Below are 16,857 nucleotides of genomic sequence, written 5' to 3' on the forward strand. Positions count from 1 at the left end.
AAAATTAAAAAAGATGATAATCCTCCTGCTCAAACACTCGATGCCAACGGCTTGCTGCTCAAGTACTACCTGGATTAGTAAGCGGTTTGGTAGGTGAGCCGAAAAAGAAAGAATATAGTGCTGCAAAATAATATAGCTATTTAAATATGGTGCTGACCCTTCTTCTTATGGGCTTTGTGATTGGATCCAATAACCTGGCGGCCGCCCTGACACTTGGGACACTGGGACAAGTGGAGCGTCGGTGGCGCATCTTTCTTGTTTTTGGGGTGTTTGAGTTTTTGATGCCCCTACTGGGAGTATGGGCCGGTGAAAAAGCATCTACAGTGGTGGGAGAAGTTGGTAGTGTGCTTTCAGTGCTAGTTTTACTGGGACTTGCGGTACTGGCCTTTTACGCAGCAATCAAGCCAGCAAAGACAGATCGAAAGCTGGCAGATAAGTTGACCACCTGGAAAGACCTTGTCCTACTCGAGCTAGGCTTGAGCCTGGATAACCTGTTGGCCGGCTTTGGCATCGGGTTGGGACATGTAAACATATCTCCTTTACTGCTGGCAGCTACCATTGCAGCCTTTTCTGTGCTCTACACCTGGCTAGGCCTGAATGTAGGTAGAAAAGTGACTGTCAAGTGGCAAAACTTTGCACAGACCGGGGCGGGAGTGCTGCTGTGCCTGCTGGCTGCATTGAGCTGGTTTGGACTTGTCTGATGGAAGCAGCAGCGCACGCTGGTATGGTAGTGGCCAAGAACAATTGTAACTTTAGTGTATTGTAACAGGTACAAATTATAGGAAGCACCTGTTGCTCTATGTATAACATGTAAATAAGAACATATGAAAAACAACTACATACATTTACTCCTAAGCTTGCTGTTCATCTTCTTTTCGCTTACCCTATCTGGCTGTGATTTTGTCGGTGATGTACTGGAATTCGGGTTCTGGGTAGCTTTGATCATCATCGCTATTGTGGTGGGTATTATTTACTTTATCGTTAAGCTTTTTAGAAAGTAAAGTTCCAGGAATAAATTCCAACTAAAATACCAACATCAAAAAACTACGAAAGCAACAAGAGTAGTTACATACATAGGAGTCTGGGCGCTGCTTTGGATATTTTCTAGCTGTTCAGCTATTATAGGGAACAGCATGTCTGATGATCCAGCCGTGGCCGCACAGCAAAAGCAGGTGGAAAGGTTAGAGGCTGAAGTGCGGGAAGCCTAACGACTGGCCGAAGAAGCCTGGCAGCGGGAAAAGGCTGCCAATGATCGGCTAAAGGAGGCTGAGCACGAGCTCAAGGCGCTTGAAGAACAGGCTAAAAGAAGGCAGCAGTAGGCAGCATAGCAGTAGGCAGCATTTTATAGCCAAATTCCACTTTACCTTCTAAAGGATGGAAACAGCAGTATTCTGTGCATGAACTACTGCTGCTTTGCTTTAATTAAGAGAGACACATCTGTTGAAGCGAAGCCCATCCTATCTCTTTTTGAAGTGGAACAGATGTTGCAATAGCTTCACTCAGCGTGGAGGCTAACTTTAAAGTGCACACATTTTTTAAAGTTAAAGCTGCTATTAAAATAGAGCTAACTGTGGCCTTTTTCTATAAATATAAATCAAAGATCAGGAGAATAAAACCGGCAAGTAGCTGTAACAAGTTGAGCAGCATGAGTTGTTGGTTTTAACCTTTAATAAGAAGATGTTTTTGGTATAACCCAAGTATAGTGGCTTTTTACCCGGCGCTGCCGGGTACCCAACAGAGGGTAAATACTAGAAATACATGAAGCATCGGATACCCCATTACCTTATTGCTTTCTGTTGCCGTTTAGAACATATACCACATACAAGGGATACTTTAATGGGTAACGTATAGCTTGAAGAGCCTAAGTCCTATAAAAGTAAGAAATCGTCAAGCTGGATTTGTGTAGGAGCAGACCAACTGTCTCAAAGAGACTCCGACCTTATGAAACTGAAGCAATTAGATCCTGCTGCATATATCCCTGCCATTCCCCCCAAATGGGTAAAGCGCTTTGCCCAGGTGGGCCTTGTTGCAAAAGGCACTGTATACTTCCTGCTGGGAGTGCTGGCACTGGCGGCGGCTTTTGAGATTGGTAAGGAGGCACAGGAGATAAACAGAAAAGAGGTTTTCCTTTTTATAGAGGAGCTTTTCCTGGGGAAGGTTCTGTTATTGTTTTTTTCCATCGGTCTGGCGTGCTACTGTGTCTGGAGGCTGCTGCAGGCCATTACCGACACGGAAGAAAAAGGCACCGGCATCAGGGGGCTTATCTACAGGGCCCGTTACGGAGCCAGCGGGACATTCTATGGGTTTTTGGCGTTCCTGTCGGGCAGGCTGGCAATGAGTAGCGGCACTGGGAGCGATAGCATCAAGCAGACATTCATTACGGAGGTGTTGCAAAAGCCCATGGGCCAGTGGCTGCTTCTCTTCGGAGCAGTACTCATTGGTCTGGGCGGGGCTTATTTTATTTATGAAGGCCTCTCTGAAGGGTACCGGGACAAGATAAAGGAGGCTGGTTTAGACCACAAATCTGAAGAGTTAATGATTAAGACAGGAAAGATAGGCCATGTCTCCCGTGGCGCCGTGTGGGGCATCTTTAGCTATCTGCTTGTAAGAGCAGCCCTGGGCGCCAAGAAGAGTGCTGGGGGAAGTGCCTTCTATTTTCTTGAAAGTGCCTCCTACGGAGCCTACCTGCTGGGGGCAGTGGCGCTTGGTCTGATCTGCTATAGTCTATTCGTTTTTATAGAGGCCAGGTACAGCAATAAGTAGCAGCTTAAGTTTTCACCTGTATATAGTTAGCCAAGAACTTGCAGTGGGTGCAGCAGCTGGCGTTTGCTACTCACACATTTGTACCGCACCCAAAAGAGAATGCCTATCACTTCTGCTATGACTATGGATATTTACTACCTGAAGAAAAGGTGTTGATCATAAGCTGGCAGCCGTACATGGAGAGGACATAAGCTATCAGGTAGCAGCTGGAATAGGTAGAGCGAAAAACGAAATACTGAAGAAAGTGCTAATCGGGTAGGAGCTCAAACAAGAAAAGAAAAAGCGGTTAACAACTTAGAAAATCTTTTTTGTTACTTTTCTGTTACTCTGGAAGCAAAAACCCGCTTATTTGTTGAAATAAGCGGGTTTTAATGGGTTATCGTGTAGTCCGTAGGGGAATCGAACCCCTGTTGCCAGAATGAAAATCTGAAGTCCTAACCCCTAGACGAACGGACCGTGCAATTGCTGTATTGCGGTGCAAAGATAATAGGCTGTTTGCTAAAAACAAATACGAGGGAGATTAAATTAAGTAAATTTTTTATCCCGATATATCTTCTGCCTCGCTTCTCTACCAGTTATAGTTTAACAATTAGTTTATTTATACCGTTATTGTAGATTTACAGACTATAATCAAAGAACAAAACTATATGTCAAAGCAAGTACATTTTACCAGTGTAAGTCCGGAAGCTTTTAATCATTTAAAAGATAAACTGAAACAACTGGGACTTACGTTGCAGGGTAACGAAGGAAACATAAGCGAAAAAGGAATAAATGCGAAGTACAACTATAATTCTGATTCACAGAGTTTACAGATAAATGATCTGAGCGTTGGTTTTCCTGCCAGTATGATGGTGAATGAGAATAGCCTGGTGCAGCGTATGACACAAATGGTAGAAGAATATGGAGGAAGAACAGTTTCGTAAATAGCCTCCAATGGTACGAAATATCGTATAAATACAAACTTGATTAATATCTAAGTCGCAAATTCAACTAAAAGAACTATGGAAAACGATAATAAACAGAACCAGACTAATAGTAACGAAGCAAAAGGAAAGAACAATAATTCGGAAGAAAGTGTGCTAAAGTTGCTACAGCCTCACGATATGTCTAAAACGATTGAGTCGGTGATGCATGTGATGCAGGGCAACCACGAAAAATTACCTGATCTGCTACAGGATGTAGGTAATATTATAGTCAAAGCTTCAAAAAAATTAACAACCACACAGCTTATACTTGCCGCCGGAGTTTTAACTGTTGGAGCTGTATTATTGGCTCGTTACAGTATGGATGATGAATATGAGTATGCTACTGAATAAGTAGCAAGAATCAGATTGCAAGCCTTTGCCTTTTACGGTAAAGGCTTTTTTTATTTTCTGTACTTTGGTTTTGTGGTACAAGATTTGTAATCCCGGCTATATAGGAGATAACTATATTAATCCCAACCTTAAATTATAAACTTATGAAAAAGAGCGTATTTGTATTGCTGGCATTATTTACAATAACGCTGCTACAGGTTCAGGCCCAACAACAGACTATGCCGCCATTGGTAAATGTAAATGGCATTGGTGAAGTGCGTGTGCAGCCTGACCAGGTAATTTTAACGATGGGCGTGGATGTGCGTGAAAAAACACTTGAACAGGCTCGAAAACAAGCTGATTCTAAAGCCTCTGCTATCATTGCATACCTTAAAAAGCAGGGCATCAGCGAAAAAGATATCCAGACCTCGTATATGAGTATTTACCCTATCTATACAAGTGGGGAATATGGCCGTACTACGCCTGATTTTTACACTGCCCAAAAGACTATGACGGTGCTGGTGCGAAAGTTGACCAAGTTCGATGATCTTATGTCGGGATTATATGGTGCGGGTGTGAACAGGGTAGAAGGTGTTTCGTTCCAGGTGTCGGATATGGAGAAGTACAGAAACCAGGCACGTAAGCTTGCAGTTAATAATGCTAAACAAAAAGCTACTTTGCTTACTACCGAACTGGGTGCAAAGGTTGGTAGGGTTTACGCTATAAACGAAAGCACCTCGGGAGGCAGGCCAATGCCATATGCCGAAGCAGCCATGATGAAGATGCAGGATAGCGCCGGATCTGAAGGTCCAACGATAGCTGCCGGCGAAGTTGTTATTACCTCTAATGTAAGTGTTAGTTTTATTATCGAGAATTAAGAAGCTATAGTTGTAACTCAATGAAAAAGGCTTCTGCAGTTTAGCGGAAGCCTTTTGTTTTACTTTTCAAAACTCGTTATTTCCCGGAGTGTGCCATCTTCGTTTGTCAGGAAGGTGAGGGGCTTAGCGGGGTCTTTCAGGATCTCGGGTTCACGGATGCTCCAGGGTTTCAGCATTTCTTCGAGCATGTGTGCGTAAGCCAGCGGCTCAAACGGGTTGAACACATCGTTGGTGATGTCGTCAATCAGCGTATCTATAGTTAGGAGCTCATCATCTGCCTTGCCCGGCCTGATAAAATAATCCGGGACCACATTAAAGATGTAAGCGGCATAGAAAACACGGGCTTTAAATTCTGCTACCTGGATCGGATGTAATTTCTGACCTTCTGTTAAATTATAAAGCCTGTTCAGTACATTCCGGATAATGCCGTTATCTAGCAGTTTACAAACTATAACCACAGGGCCAAGTTTAATACTGAAAGCCATAGTTGTAATTTCGTCCTGGTACTCAAATGGTAGTTCGTCTTCGGTTGGGTCAACCTGCAAAATAAACAGGGAGCAGGGCAGAAAATCAGAAAACTCCATAGGCACGCGCAGTGACTGCAGCACCTGGTAAAAGGTCTTGAACTTGCCCAGCATCTGCGGGTTTTCGCTTACCGGGTTCTCAGGCAGAATTAACGGGTCTTTTTCTTTGATCAGTTCTGTAACCAGCGTACCGTAATACATTTTGCCAATCCACTGGAAAAGTCTTTTCGGGTCAAGTGAATTAATGCCTTCATAACCAGCTTCGGCAGCTGCTTCTATTTCTTTTTCGAGTGGTAGTATATAGTTGGTATGGCAATGCTGGCAGCAGGGGATTGTTAAGCGGTTGAAGGTGGTAACGCTTTTATCGAGCAGCAGCAGTTCTTTGTCGCGCAGGTTATAGTTATCCTGCATCCACTCACCGAAAACCGGTGTTCTATCAGCTGTAGTTATAGTTGTGCCGCACAAAAAGCAGTGCTCATCTGTGAACTGCATTTTCGGGAACGGGTCGTATAGTTTGAGGTCGGCCATGGCTTGTACATTTTGCGGTGCAAAGATAACAAACATCGCTGTATACCTCTTGGCAAACAGAACTATAGTTGCAGGGAAATGGAATGTAAACAGGGGAGACGTGAAACTATAAAAAAGAAAACAGCAAGCCTGTAAGCCGGGTTCTGTCGCTACACCCGAAGGTGCGCGTCTTATCATTTATCCAGGCCTGCACTCGCGCACAGGCTCCATCGACCTACCCACCGACATCGGACGAGCAGCCCTTAGTCCTGCCGAAGCAAGACGCTGCCGGCCTATTTGGTCTTTCAACTCCTGAGGTTTACCCAGCCGGACTGGTTACCCAGCCGCTGGTGCGCTCTTACCGCACCTTTTCACCCTTACCAGCTTACACTGGCGGTTATTTTCTGTGGCACTGGCTGTATCTGTTTCGTCACCAAAACAGACCCTTCCCGTTAGGAAGCAGGATGCTCTGCGTTGCCCGGACTTTCCTCTCCGAATTTCTTCGCAGCGATAAGACGGCTTGCTGCTTTTCTCTTTTATAGACTACAAAAGTAGCGTTTTTTTAGTTTAAGAGTTAAAGAGTTTGTGAGTTTAGGAATTAAAGATTTAAAAACTTTCTAACTCCTAAACTCACAAACTCTTTAACTCATTTTATTCTCACCAACGTAGCGCCATAGCCGAATTTCTCCTTCTTGGCGTCTTCAAAGAATTTAATGCCTGGTGTGCGGCTCAGTAGTTTTTGGATCTCTTTGCGAAGTATGCCGTTGCCTGCCCCGTGTATGAACACGATCTCGTGCATGTTGGCGGCCATAGCTCTGTCCAATGCATTCTGAAAAGTCTCTAGCTGCAGTTTTAACATGGCGCTGTTGCTCATGCCGGTATGGTCTTCGGTCAGTTTTTCGATGTGCAGGTCAATTTCGTGCTCCGGGGCCTGTAGTTTATAGTTTTCTTTCTGTTCTGGTTTGTCGGCTAACTGCTCTTTAATTTTATCAGTGTCAACTATAGTTGGTTTAGTGTCGAGCTGAAACAGGTAAGCTTCTTTGTTAAGTACCGGGGCCGTTTTTTTGCTTTTGTAAAAAGAGTTGGCTCTGAATTGTACACGTTTGGTAACCGGCTCAAACAAAGCAGGGGCACCATTTCTGTGCTGCAGGAACTGCACCACCAAACTTGGCCATTTTTCAAAGTCTTTCAGGTGGTAATGCGAGATAACCCGCGTAGCTTTCGGAGCCAGTTTGTCGTTTTGCAGGCCGCGGTACTGGTTGTTGCGCTCTTCGCCGGTGGTAAACAGCACATCGTAATCAGTGTTATTAACTATAGTTGCCGCCAGTAATTCTTCCGACTGATGTACCATGGCCAGGTAAATTCCTTTTTCAGTCAAAACCGGTGCAGGTGGCTGCTTACGTGTTGGTGCCTCAATTATATCGTCAGAACGCATGTACTTGTTCTCCTCGGCAGCAATCACCACAATTTCGCGGCGAGCTACCGGTATGGTAAAGTCGTTATCAATGGCAACTTCAACTATATTGTTATCCAGAATCCTGGTAATAATGCCTTCCTCGCGACCAGACATCAGTCGCACGCGGTCTCCTACGTTCATAGTTTGTTTATTTGTAAATGGTCTTTTTATAAATGCCGATAATTTCAGCCAACATAAACCCCCCCTAACCCCTCCCAAGAGGGGAATAAGGATTTATCAGATAATTCCCCTCCTCGGAGGGGTTAGGGGGGGTAAAAACTCCTGTACCTACCTATCAACTATAGCAAAGATACGAATGTTTTGGGTGTGGATTTTAGAAGTATAACGCATGCAGCTTAAAGCCGTCTTTGCGGTTATATTCCAGGGTAGGGGCAGGCACTTTTACGATGCTCAATACATACAAAGCGGTGTTCAGAATCTTACTTCGGCCTTTAAAATGCAACAGGTTCAGGTCGGGGCTGAGGTAATACTGGCGATGCGCATCAAAACCAGATCTATAGTTTGTGGCTTCGTGGTTGTACACTACTTCTTCGGCGCCATAACCCACAGCAATACTTAACCACTTCGGGTACTTACTTTGTTTGGGCAGAAAATCACCTACATTACCTGATAGCCAATACGTTTGCCCGTTATAGTCTTTGAGTGCCTGTTCAGCTAAGCTTTTGCCTAATACATTTGGTCTTTCAGCTGCATAGCGTGTCGTATGGAAACTATATTTCGGCATAATTCTTACTTCGTGCCAGGCCAATTCCTGGGCAACTATAGCCGCTGAGCCTGCCGTATTCGCAATTAAGTCACCTGCCGATGCGCCGTAATCTTTCTGGTATCCGTCAAACACTTCTACAGGTGTTTGAAGTACTACACCCAGCAAGCCGCCATAAAGAATTGCTTTTTTATCAGGCACGCCAGCCCAGCGCAGCATATCTATTCCGGCGCGGCTCTGGTGAAAAGCACCCCAGAAATGCCCGGCCTTGTCAACCTGCCGCCATTGGCTGTTATCATTAAAAAAATGGAAATCTGTTCGTTCCTGTTCGGCATACCAGGCGTTGTTAAGCCCCACAATCATTGCGGAATATCCGGCTGTAAAGCCAGCGCCTAAAACCAGCAACTTCTGCTTATTAACCTGCCCGGAATCTGCTGAAACTATAGTTGCAGCCGACGCAGGAGTAAACCGCAACAGCATACAGAACAGCAATAGAAGTATAGCCAGTTGTTTCAGCATTGGTCAAAGATATGCAATGCAGGTTATAGTTTATAGCTGGCGCGTTAAATGTCTGGTTGTTTTGTAATTTAAACTATAAAATTACCCTCACGGTAATGTTGAAATATAGTGCAATTAGAGTATAACCTTATGTATCAAAAATCGGTATTAACGGGTGCCTTACAAAGTTTAGTTTTTACAATTTATTCCGGGCAAATAACACTGTTATCTCTTTTTTAGGAATTTAAAGTTGGGTGCGTAGCCAGCTGGGGTGCGCCGAAGCGACTATTTATACTTACTATTTTCATCTCACCTTTATGAACATAAAAAAAGTACTTGTTGCTAACCGTGGCGAGATTGCCATACGTGTGTTGCGCGCGTGCACCGAATTAAATATTAAAACGGTTGCCATCTATACGTATGAAGACCGTTACTCTCTCCATCGCTACAAAGCAGACGAAGCTTACCAGGTTGGCAAGGATAACCAGCCCCTGCAGCCTTATTTAGATATTGATGCCATCATAAAAATTGCGAAAGAGAACGGCGTTGATGCGATTCACCCGGGCTATGGTTTCCTGTCTGAGAACCAGCATTTTTCGCAGCGCTGCGCTGATAACGGTATCATTTTTATCGGTCCGAAGCCAAAAGTAATGGCCTCATTGGGTGATAAAATAGCTGCCAAAAAAGTAGCCCTAAGCTGCGATGTCCCAATTATTCAGAGCAACACACTTGACCTGAATACCTATGATACGGCCCTGGAAGAAGCTCACCGTATTGGCTACCCGCTAATGCTGAAAGCCGCTGCAGGTGGTGGCGGTCGTGGTATGCGAGTGATTAGGGATGACGAGCAGTTGGAAAGAGGCTTTTTTGAAGCAAAGAACGAAGCCCTTAAAGCTTTCGGCGACGATACGCTTTTCCTGGAGAAATATGTAGAGAACCCGAAGCATATCGAAGTCCAGATCGTGGCTGATAATTATGGCAACATAACGCACCTTTTCGAGCGCGACTGTTCGGTGCAGCGCCGCTTTCAGAAGGTAGTGGAGGTAGCTCCGGCCATCAGCCTGAATGAAGAAACCCGTCAGAAACTATACGACTATGCCATTAAGATATGCTCGGCGGTAAACTATAATAACGTTGGTACAGTGGAGTTCCTGGTTGAGCCGCACACCAATAACATATACTTTATAGAAGTTAACCCGCGCATACAGGTTGAGCATACCGTTACGGAGATGATAACCGGTATCGACCTGATAAAAACGCAGATATTTATAGCCGACGGTTATAGATTAGATCATGAAGAAGTGCAGTTGGGGCCGAACCATATCGTTCGTGCAAACGGCGTAGCCATTCAGTGCCGTATCACCACCGAAGACCCGGAACAGGACTTTAAACCAGATTATGGTACCATTATAGCCTACCGGAGTGCAGGTGGTTTCGGTATTCGTCTTGACCAGGGCAGTGTATACCAGGGCGCAAAAGTGAGCCCGTTCTTCGATTCGTTACTGGTAAAAGTGTCGGCGCAGGCACCAACGCTGCGCCATGCCGCCATGAAAATGTCGCGCACCCTTGATGAATTCCGAATCCGTGGGGTGAAGCACAACATACAGTTCCTGCAGAACATCATTAACCACCCTGTTTTTGTTTCAGGCGATGCCACTGTTGATTTTGTAAAGGACCATAAAGAGCTGTTCATCTTTAAAAAACCCCAGGACCGCGCTACTAAAATGCTGGGCTTCCTGGCCGAAACTATAGTTAATGGCAACCCGGATGTAAAGAAAGTTGACAAAGACCGTGTGCTGACCAAGCCGGATTATCACGGCTTTAACCTGAACAAAGAATACCAGCCCGGCACCAAAGACCTGCTCACGCAGTTAGGCCCCGACGAGTTCTCGAAATGGCTCCGCAAAGATCCGCAGATACACTATACCGATACCACTTTCCGGGATGGGCACCAGTCGTTGCTGGCGACGCGCATGCGTACGTTTGATATGATGAAGGTGGCAGAGGCTTTTGCCAAAGACCATCCGCAGACATTCAGTATGGAAGTTTGGGGCGGCGCTACCTTTGATGTGTGCCTGCGCTTCCTGCACGAAGATCCGTGGGACAGACTTGCCCAGATCCGTAAAGCCGTACCAAACATACTGTTACAGATGCTTATCCGTGGCTCGAACGGGGTAGGGTACAAGGCGTATCCTGATAACCTGATTGAGTCTTTTGTAGAGAAATCGTGGGAGACGGGCGTGGATGTTTTTCGCATCTTCGATTCGCTGAACTGGATGAAAAGCATGGAGCCTTGCATTGATTTTGTACGCAAACGTACAGGCGGTTTGGCCGAGGTTTCTATGTGCTACACCGGCGATATCCTGAATCCTGCCAAGACCAAGTATACCCTGGAGTATTACCTGCAGATGGCGAAGCAAATAGAAGACAGCGGCGCTCACATACTGGCTATAAAAGATATGGCCGGCCTGCTGAAACCATACGCTGCAAAACTGCTGGTTGAAGCGCTGCGCGATACAGTTAAACTTCCGATACACCTCCATACCCACGATACATCATCCATACAATCTGCTACTTACCTGAAAGCAATTGAAGCCGGAGTTGATGTGGTGGATGTGGCCTTGGGATCGATGTCAGGTTTAACGTCGCAGCCAAACTTTAACTCTATGGTGGAGGCTATGCGTTTCCAGGAGCGCCACCGCGAGTTCGACCAGCAAAGCCTTAACCGCCACTCCAATTATTGGGAAACGGTACGTGAGTATTATTATCCGTTCGAGTCTGGTTTGAAAGCCGGAACAGCAGAAGTGTATCACCATGAGATTCCGGGCGGGCAGTATTCTAACCTTCGTCCGCAGGCAAATGCGTTGGGCTTAGGTGATAAATGGGAAACTATAAAAGAGACCTACGCCGAGGTTAATGCACTGTTTGGAGACCTTGTAAAAGTAACGCCAAGCTCTAAAGTAGTAGGGGATATGGCGCTTTACTTGGTTGCCAACAACCTGACAACTATAGATGTGCTGGAGCGCGGCGATGAGATCTCGTTCCCGGAATCGGTGCAGTCTTTCTTCAGAGGCGACCTGGGCCAGCCGGTGGGTGGTTTCCCTAAAAAGCTGCAGAAGATCATCCTGAAAGACACAGTGCCATTCACAGACAGGCCAAACGAACACATGGAGCCGATAAACCTTAACAAGGAGTTTGCGGAGTTCCAGGAGAAGTTTGGCGGCCATACCAAGTACACTGATTTCTTAAGCTATCAACTATACCCAAAAGTGTACGAAGGCTATCACAAGCACCTGGAAGAGTACGGTGAAGTGGCTAAAATACCGACCCGCCTGTTCTTTTATGGTATGCAGCCCGGCGAAGAAGCCATCATCGACATAGCTAAAGGAAAGTCTATAGTTATCAAATACCAGTCATTGGGGCACGTGAATGAAGATGGTGAACGTACGGTGTTCTTTAAACTGAACGGCCAGACCCGTAACATTGATGTGCGCGACAGATCGGTGAAGGTGGAAAAGGTACAGCACGTAAAAGTAGACAAAGCCAACCCGAAACAGGTTGGTGCACCGTTGCAAGGAATGCTTTCTAAGATACTGGTCGAAAAAGAGCAGCCAATTAAAAAGAACACGCCGCTGTTTATTATTGAAGCCATGAAAATGGAGACAACTATAACTGCCACAGCTGACACCATGATCTCGGCCATTCATTTGCCTGAAGGCTCATTGGTTAATACAGATGATTTGGTGTTGACGCTATCGTAATATCTCCCACAGCCTCCTCCTAAAAACAGGCGGGGGTAATGGAAATTTCAGAAGAGTTGCCTTTGTTTAATCGGGTGGCTCTTTGTTTTATAGTTGGGGAATCCAAACCCAACCTTAACCCCTACAAGGGGATTAAGTTTTTTAGATGGCGCAAGCGTCCTCGCTCGTGATGAACTATAGTTGGGCCTCTGCCCCAGTCGGATTGCAAATCCGACATTATAGTTAGACGCGGGTTGCAAACCCGCGCCAGCATAGGGTGGGCTAATTTCCCCTCCTGTTTTTTTATGAGGGGATTAGGGTGATGTAAATTCCTCCCAACTATAGTTCGTGTTTTGTCAGGTTTTTCTTAATTTTAAAAATTTCACACTTTATAGTTTCGGCTATTCAATCTGAAAGTAGCCGGATTTGAATTTAAATACTGAATATGTTTATAGCCCTGAGTACGTTTACCATCGCCAACGATATGGCAGCAGAAGTGAGAGAAGCCTTTAAGAACCGCCCGCACATGGTAGACAAGGAGAGAGGTTTCCTGAAGCTGGAAGTAATGTACCCGCAGGAGAATGAGAACGAGATCTGGCTGATGACTTACTGGACCGATGAAGAAAGTTACAAGGTTTGGTTCGCCAACCACTACAAAGACTCGCACCACGGCATACCTAAAGGTTTGAAGTTAGTGCCTGGCAGCACCAAAGTCCGGTTCCTGGAGCATGTTTGCGGGTAAACTATAGTTTGATTTAAAATATGAAGAGCAGCTGGTTTAAGGCTGCTCTTTTGTTTTATAGTTGGTAGCATTTGCTATAGTTTACCGTCACGCGTTTGTAGGGACAGGTCGCGACCTGTCCGTGGTTGGGGTTAGACAGGCTTTTACTATAACACAACTGCTTTCTCTTACTGATTAAAATTCTGCTGTTGGTATAGTTGCCATTATAGTTACAGTCCACGAGCGGACAGGTCGCGACCTGTCCCTACAAAATTATAACGACTAGGAAGATCTGAGCATAGCTTTTATTGCGAGATTAGAACAACAAGATCGCCCTGGCGGCAAGTTAAGTTGACATTTCAATTGGCTCTACAACTATAGTTTTCTTTTCTCCAAGTAATCCTTTATCCAGAGCAAAATTTAAAATAAAAGTTACTGGAAAAAGAATCAGTCCAAGACAACCAAAATTAAAATCAACTAACAGCCGTTTTCCCTTTTTGTGCTGGTCGTTTACATAAGAAACAGCCTTAAATAGCTTTTCATTTATGTAAAACTCTTCACTTATCCATCCTTTATTAATCGGAATAGATAACCATTCATCTACATAAGATACACTTCTAGGATTAAAGCTGTTAAATTCCAAATTGTCAAATTCACCTGACCAACCATTCGCAGATTTACTATAAAATTGGATGTCTTCTATAGTATACCAATCTTCATCAGGCCAGATAAAATCAATTATAGTTTGATTTGTTTTTGATTTTATAGTGTAAAAACCACTTGAGTTCAGGTCAGTCTTATCTTCAATTTCATAAAGAGATGTGTCAGAAAACTTACGTTCCAGATATTCTTTCCAGTTATTCATCCTTCTAAGTTTTAAGCACTATAAACTAAAGATTAACCACAACCCCACCGTAACAAAACCACCCTAAATAAGTTATATAAGTATAGTTTGGAAATATGCTGCATGCATACTATTTTTGGTTCATGCAGCCGGCAGTTTAGTCATCTTCGTAATCAAGGCCCATCAGCTTGTTGTACGCCTGCTGCAATTCTGAGAAGGCATGCAGGTTACCTTCTTGCCTGCTGATGAGCATTCCTTTTTTATAGATGCGTTCTGCTTCGTCGTTTTGTCCCAACTCTTCGTACAGCTTAGCTGCGTGGTAGTACGTACCCACGTAACGCTCATGGTCAGAGAGGAGTTGTGTGTAGTAGGCTAGTGCTTTTTCCTGGTCTGTGGGCTTATATTCCATGGCCAGGGCATAGATCGTGAAGGGATCATTCGGGTCTTCTTCCAGGAATTTATGAAGTTGTGCTATTCTATCTTGTGACATTTCGATTTGGCTATATTTTAACTAACTTCGCAACAAATTTAACTTTTAATAAGCTAACTATTTTATTATATGAAAATATTAGTTTGCATCAGTAACGTTCCGGATACCACATCCAAGATCAACTTTACAGGCGATAACAAGTCGTTTGATAAGAACGGTGTACAGTTCGTGATAAACCCATGGGACGAGTACGCGCTGACACGCGCTATTGAGCTGAAAGAAGCAAAAGGCGGTAATGTAACAGTACTGAACGTAGGCGAGGCAGATGCCGAGCCAAACATCCGTAAAGCGCTGGCAATCGGCGCTGACGATGCCATTCGTGTAAATGCGAATCCGAAGGATGCCTTCTTTGTAGCGCAGCAGATAGCGGCTATTGCAAAGCAGAACAATTACGACATGATCCTGATGGGCAAAGAGTCTATCGACTATAACGGCTTCCAGGTACACAACATGGTAGGCGAGATGCTGGGCATTCCGTCGGTAACGCCGGCCTTTAAACTGGATTTGGTTGATGACAGCACAGCCCGTTTAGAGCGTGAAATAGAAGGTGGCAAAGAAGTGGTGGAAGTAAAACTGCCATTTGTAGCCAGCGCACAGCAGCCAATGTCGGAGCCCCGTATACCAAACATGCGCGGCATCATGACGGCCCGTACCAAGCCTTTGCAAGTAGTAGAACCTGTTTCTGCAGAAGCAAAAGCGGAATATGTAGGCTACAGTAAACCGGAGAAAAAAGGCGGCGTGAAACTGATCGACGCTGAAAATGCCGGTGAATTAATCTCATTATTAAGAAACGAAGCTAAAGTACTATAACCATGTCTGTATTAGTATTTGTAGAAGGCTTTAACGGGGAGATCAAAAAATCTTCGTTAGAAGCTGCCTCTTACGGCAACCAGGTGGCACAGCAACTTGGTACAACAGCTACAGCAGTAGCTATAGGCGAGGTGCACGAAGATGCACTGGCCAAACTAGGTGAGCACGGAATAAGCAAAGTGTTGTACGATGCTGACAGCCGCCTGAATCAGTTTGTTGCAGATGCCTATGTAAAAGTAATCGCGAAAGCGGCCCAGCAGGAGAGCGCTAAAGTACTTGTATTCTCTAACTCTAACGTTGGCGCGGCAGTTGGTTCTAAACTGGCGGTGCGCTTAAATGGCTCGCTGGCAACCAACGTAACTACGCTGCCAAAAACAGATGGCGGATCTTTTGTAGTTACACGCGGTGTGTTCTCAGGCAAGGCCTTCGCCGATGTGGCCCTTACATCTGATGTAAAGATCATAGCGGTTAAGAAGAATGCCTTTGAAGTAGCACATACTGGTGGCTCAAATGCAACTATAGAAAAACTTTCTGCTGATCTTACTGATGCTGACTTTGCTGCTGCTCCTAAGGAGACAGTAATGCAGGACACAGACGGTGGTATATTGCTGCCGGAAGCGGAGATCGTAGTATCGGGTGGACGCGGTCTGAAAGGACCTGAGAATTGGCACTTGGTTGAGGACCTTGCCAAAGCGCTTGGTGCTGCTACAGCCTGCTCTAAGCCTGTATCTGACCTTGACTGGAGACCTCACCACGAGCATGTTGGCCAGACTGGTATCACGGTAAGCCCTAACCTGTATATTGCTATCGGTATTTCGGGTGCTATTCAGCACTTAGCAGGTGTTAACTCTTCTAAAGTTATTGTCGTTATTAACAAGGATCCGGAAGCGCCGTTCTTTAAAGCTGCCGATTATGGCATCGTTGGAGACGCTTTTGACGTAGTTCCTAAATTAATAGAGGCCGCCAAGGCCCTTGACAAATAGACTAAGAAGGCTTAATTGTGAAAAAAATTCAATTAGAGATACTCGGACTTTCTTCCAGCCAGTCGCAAACGGGCTCGTTTGCGCTTGTGCTCGGCGAGAAAGATGGAAACAGAAGGCTGCCGATTATTATCGGTATGTTTGAGGCACAATCTATCGCGATCCAGATCGAAAAGATAAACCCTAACCGCCCGCTTACCCACGACCTGTTCAAGTCGTTTGCTGAGCAGGTAAATGTCAGCATCACCGAAGTTTTAATTTCGGACCTGAAGGAAGGGGTGTTCTACTCGAAAATCATGTGCACCGATGGCGAGAAGGAGTTTGAACTGGATGCACGTCCGTCAGATGCCATTGCTATAGGGCTGCGCTTCGGGGTTCCAATCTACACTGTAGAGAGCGTACTTTCTGAAGCCGGCATTATTTTAAGCGACCTGGAAGAGGAGGAAGAGGACAGCGAAGAAGCAGCAACTGTAAAGAGCGCTAGTTCCGCCAGCAGCAGCAGTTCTAAAGAACCGTTAAACCAGACCTCGGTTGATGAGCTTAACAAAATGCTGAATGAAGCACTTGAGAAAGAGGATTACGAAAAGGCAGCCAAGATCCGTGACGAGCTAAATAAACGCAATTAAG

Annotated in this window: 16 protein-coding genes, 1 tRNA gene and 1 other RNA gene; 11 read left to right on the top strand and 7 right to left on the bottom strand. The window is 45.1% G+C overall.

The window, feature by feature from the left end:
* Nucleotides 1-167 precede the first annotated feature (167 nt).
* From ABS362_RS14340 to ABS362_RS14350, 3 genes are all read left to right on the top strand, one after another.
* Complete coding sequence (locus tag ABS362_RS14340; protein WP_350413187.1) at nucleotides 168-701, top strand: manganese efflux pump; 534 nt, start codon at nucleotides 168-170, stop codon at nucleotides 699-701.
* Between the two features lie 123 nt (nucleotides 702-824).
* Nucleotides 825-1,001, top strand: coding sequence for a hypothetical protein (locus ABS362_RS14345; protein WP_350413188.1), 177 nt, complete (start codon nucleotides 825-827; stop codon nucleotides 999-1,001).
* A 940-nt stretch (nucleotides 1,002-1,941) separates the two neighbouring features.
* Complete coding sequence (locus tag ABS362_RS14350; protein WP_350413189.1) at nucleotides 1,942-2,763, top strand: DUF1206 domain-containing protein; 822 nt, start codon at nucleotides 1,942-1,944, stop codon at nucleotides 2,761-2,763.
* 384 nt (nucleotides 2,764-3,147) lie between these two features.
* On the opposite strand, the gene ABS362_RS14355 is transcribed toward ABS362_RS14350, so the two are convergent.
* Nucleotides 3,148-3,219: transfer RNA gene (locus ABS362_RS14355), tRNA-Glu, on the bottom strand.
* Between the two features lie 191 nt (nucleotides 3,220-3,410).
* Between ABS362_RS14355 and ABS362_RS14360 the strand changes: the two genes are divergently transcribed.
* The 3 genes from ABS362_RS14360 to ABS362_RS14370 all read left to right on the top strand — a co-directional run bounded on the left by ABS362_RS14360 (nucleotide 3,411) and on the right by ABS362_RS14370 (nucleotide 4,936).
* A complete protein-coding gene (locus ABS362_RS14360; RefSeq protein ID WP_350413190.1) occupies nucleotides 3,411-3,686 on the top strand; it encodes a hypothetical protein in 276 nt (91 codons plus the stop codon).
* Between the two features lie 78 nt (nucleotides 3,687-3,764).
* A complete protein-coding gene (locus tag ABS362_RS14365) occupies nucleotides 3,765-4,079 on the top strand; it encodes a hypothetical protein (RefSeq protein WP_350413191.1) in 315 nt (104 codons plus the stop codon).
* Between the two features lie 143 nt (nucleotides 4,080-4,222).
* Nucleotides 4,223-4,936, top strand: coding sequence for an SIMPL domain-containing protein (locus tag ABS362_RS14370; RefSeq protein WP_350413192.1), 714 nt, complete (start codon nucleotides 4,223-4,225; stop codon nucleotides 4,934-4,936).
* Between the two features lie 59 nt (nucleotides 4,937-4,995).
* Here ABS362_RS14370 and ABS362_RS14375 read toward each other — a convergent pair whose 3' ends face one another.
* The 4 genes from ABS362_RS14375 to ABS362_RS14390 form a co-directional block, all read right to left on the bottom strand.
* Nucleotides 4,996-6,024 carry a hypothetical protein gene (locus tag ABS362_RS14375; protein WP_350413193.1) on the bottom strand — a complete coding sequence of 343 codons (1,029 nt, stop codon included), beginning with the start codon at nucleotides 6,022-6,024 and terminating at the stop codon, nucleotides 4,996-4,998.
* Nucleotides 6,025-6,104: 80 nt separating this feature from the next.
* Nucleotides 6,105-6,494, bottom strand: an RNA gene (gene rnpB, locus ABS362_RS14380) — RNase P RNA component class A.
* Between the two features lie 119 nt (nucleotides 6,495-6,613).
* Nucleotides 6,614-7,564, bottom strand: coding sequence for a DUF2027 domain-containing protein (locus tag ABS362_RS14385; protein WP_350413194.1), 951 nt, complete (start codon nucleotides 7,562-7,564; stop codon nucleotides 6,614-6,616).
* Nucleotides 7,565-7,757: 193 nt separating this feature from the next.
* Entirely contained in the window at nucleotides 7,758-8,666 is a 909-nt protein-coding gene (locus tag ABS362_RS14390) for a DUF2279 domain-containing protein (RefSeq protein ID WP_350413195.1), read from the bottom strand.
* 296 nt (nucleotides 8,667-8,962) lie between these two features.
* Here ABS362_RS14390 and ABS362_RS14395 point away from each other — a divergent pair, with 296 nt between their 5' ends.
* Complete coding sequence (locus ABS362_RS14395) at nucleotides 8,963-12,406, top strand: pyruvate carboxylase (protein ID WP_350413196.1); 3,444 nt, start codon at nucleotides 8,963-8,965, stop codon at nucleotides 12,404-12,406.
* A 424-nt stretch (nucleotides 12,407-12,830) separates the two neighbouring features.
* Entirely contained in the window at nucleotides 12,831-13,127 is a 297-nt protein-coding gene (locus tag ABS362_RS14400) for an antibiotic biosynthesis monooxygenase family protein (RefSeq protein ID WP_350413197.1), read from the top strand.
* Nucleotides 13,128-13,452: 325 nt separating this feature from the next.
* Here the strand turns inward: ABS362_RS14400 and ABS362_RS14405 are convergent, their stop codons facing one another.
* Both ABS362_RS14405 and ABS362_RS14410 read right to left on the bottom strand, forming a co-directional pair.
* Nucleotides 13,453-13,971: a hypothetical protein gene (locus tag ABS362_RS14405; protein WP_350413198.1), complete on the bottom strand. Its 519-nt coding sequence runs from the start codon at nucleotides 13,969-13,971 to the stop codon at nucleotides 13,453-13,455.
* A gap of 136 nt (nucleotides 13,972-14,107) precedes the next feature.
* Complete coding sequence (locus tag ABS362_RS14410) at nucleotides 14,108-14,440, bottom strand: tetratricopeptide repeat protein (RefSeq protein ID WP_350413199.1); 333 nt, start codon at nucleotides 14,438-14,440, stop codon at nucleotides 14,108-14,110.
* A 69-nt stretch (nucleotides 14,441-14,509) separates the two neighbouring features.
* Between ABS362_RS14410 and ABS362_RS14415 the strand changes: the two genes are divergently transcribed.
* From ABS362_RS14415 to ABS362_RS14425, 3 genes are read left to right on the top strand one after another with little or no spacing between them, the layout of a single operon-like run.
* Nucleotides 14,510-15,250, top strand: a complete 741-nt coding sequence (locus ABS362_RS14415; protein ID WP_350413200.1) for an electron transfer flavoprotein subunit beta/FixA family protein — start codon at nucleotides 14,510-14,512, stop codon at nucleotides 15,248-15,250.
* Between the two features lie 2 nt (nucleotides 15,251-15,252).
* Complete coding sequence (locus tag ABS362_RS14420) at nucleotides 15,253-16,233, top strand: electron transfer flavoprotein subunit alpha/FixB family protein (RefSeq protein WP_350413201.1); 981 nt, start codon at nucleotides 15,253-15,255, stop codon at nucleotides 16,231-16,233.
* Between the two features lie 17 nt (nucleotides 16,234-16,250).
* Nucleotides 16,251-16,856: a bifunctional nuclease family protein gene (locus ABS362_RS14425; RefSeq protein WP_350413202.1), complete on the top strand. Its 606-nt coding sequence runs from the start codon at nucleotides 16,251-16,253 to the stop codon at nucleotides 16,854-16,856.
* The last annotated feature ends 1 nt before the right edge of the window (nucleotide 16,857 follow it).

Origin of the sequence: Pontibacter populi (assembly GCF_040278685.1) — a bacterium.
In the GTDB taxonomy this organism is placed as follows: Bacteria; Bacteroidota; Bacteroidia; order Cytophagales; family Hymenobacteraceae; genus Pontibacter; species Pontibacter populi.

Coding starts and splice junctions, on each gene's coding strand:
- ABS362_RS14340 (WP_350413187.1), top strand. CDS start 168: ATGGGCTTTGTGATTGGATCCAATAACCTGGCGGCCGCCCTGACACTT.
- ABS362_RS14345 (WP_350413188.1), top strand. CDS start 825: ATGAAAAACAACTACATACATTTACTCCTAAGCTTGCTGTTCATCTTC.
- ABS362_RS14350 (WP_350413189.1), top strand. CDS start 1,942: ATGAAACTGAAGCAATTAGATCCTGCTGCATATATCCCTGCCATTCCC.
- ABS362_RS14360 (WP_350413190.1), top strand. CDS start 3,411: ATGTCAAAGCAAGTACATTTTACCAGTGTAAGTCCGGAAGCTTTTAAT.
- ABS362_RS14365 (WP_350413191.1), top strand. CDS start 3,765: ATGGAAAACGATAATAAACAGAACCAGACTAATAGTAACGAAGCAAAA.
- ABS362_RS14370 (WP_350413192.1), top strand. CDS start 4,223: ATGAAAAAGAGCGTATTTGTATTGCTGGCATTATTTACAATAACGCTG.
- ABS362_RS14375 (WP_350413193.1), bottom strand. CDS start 6,024: ATGTTTGTTATCTTTGCACCGCAAAATGTACAAGCCATGGCCGACCTC.
- ABS362_RS14385 (WP_350413194.1), bottom strand. CDS start 7,564: ATGAACGTAGGAGACCGCGTGCGACTGATGTCTGGTCGCGAGGAAGGC.
- ABS362_RS14390 (WP_350413195.1), bottom strand. CDS start 8,666: ATGCTGAAACAACTGGCTATACTTCTATTGCTGTTCTGTATGCTGTTG.
- ABS362_RS14395 (WP_350413196.1), top strand. CDS start 8,963: ATGAACATAAAAAAAGTACTTGTTGCTAACCGTGGCGAGATTGCCATA.
- ABS362_RS14400 (WP_350413197.1), top strand. CDS start 12,831: ATGTTTATAGCCCTGAGTACGTTTACCATCGCCAACGATATGGCAGCA.
- ABS362_RS14405 (WP_350413198.1), bottom strand. CDS start 13,971: ATGAATAACTGGAAAGAATATCTGGAACGTAAGTTTTCTGACACATCT.
- ABS362_RS14410 (WP_350413199.1), bottom strand. CDS start 14,440: ATGTCACAAGATAGAATAGCACAACTTCATAAATTCCTGGAAGAAGAC.
- ABS362_RS14415 (WP_350413200.1), top strand. CDS start 14,510: ATGAAAATATTAGTTTGCATCAGTAACGTTCCGGATACCACATCCAAG.
- ABS362_RS14420 (WP_350413201.1), top strand. CDS start 15,253: ATGTCTGTATTAGTATTTGTAGAAGGCTTTAACGGGGAGATCAAAAAA.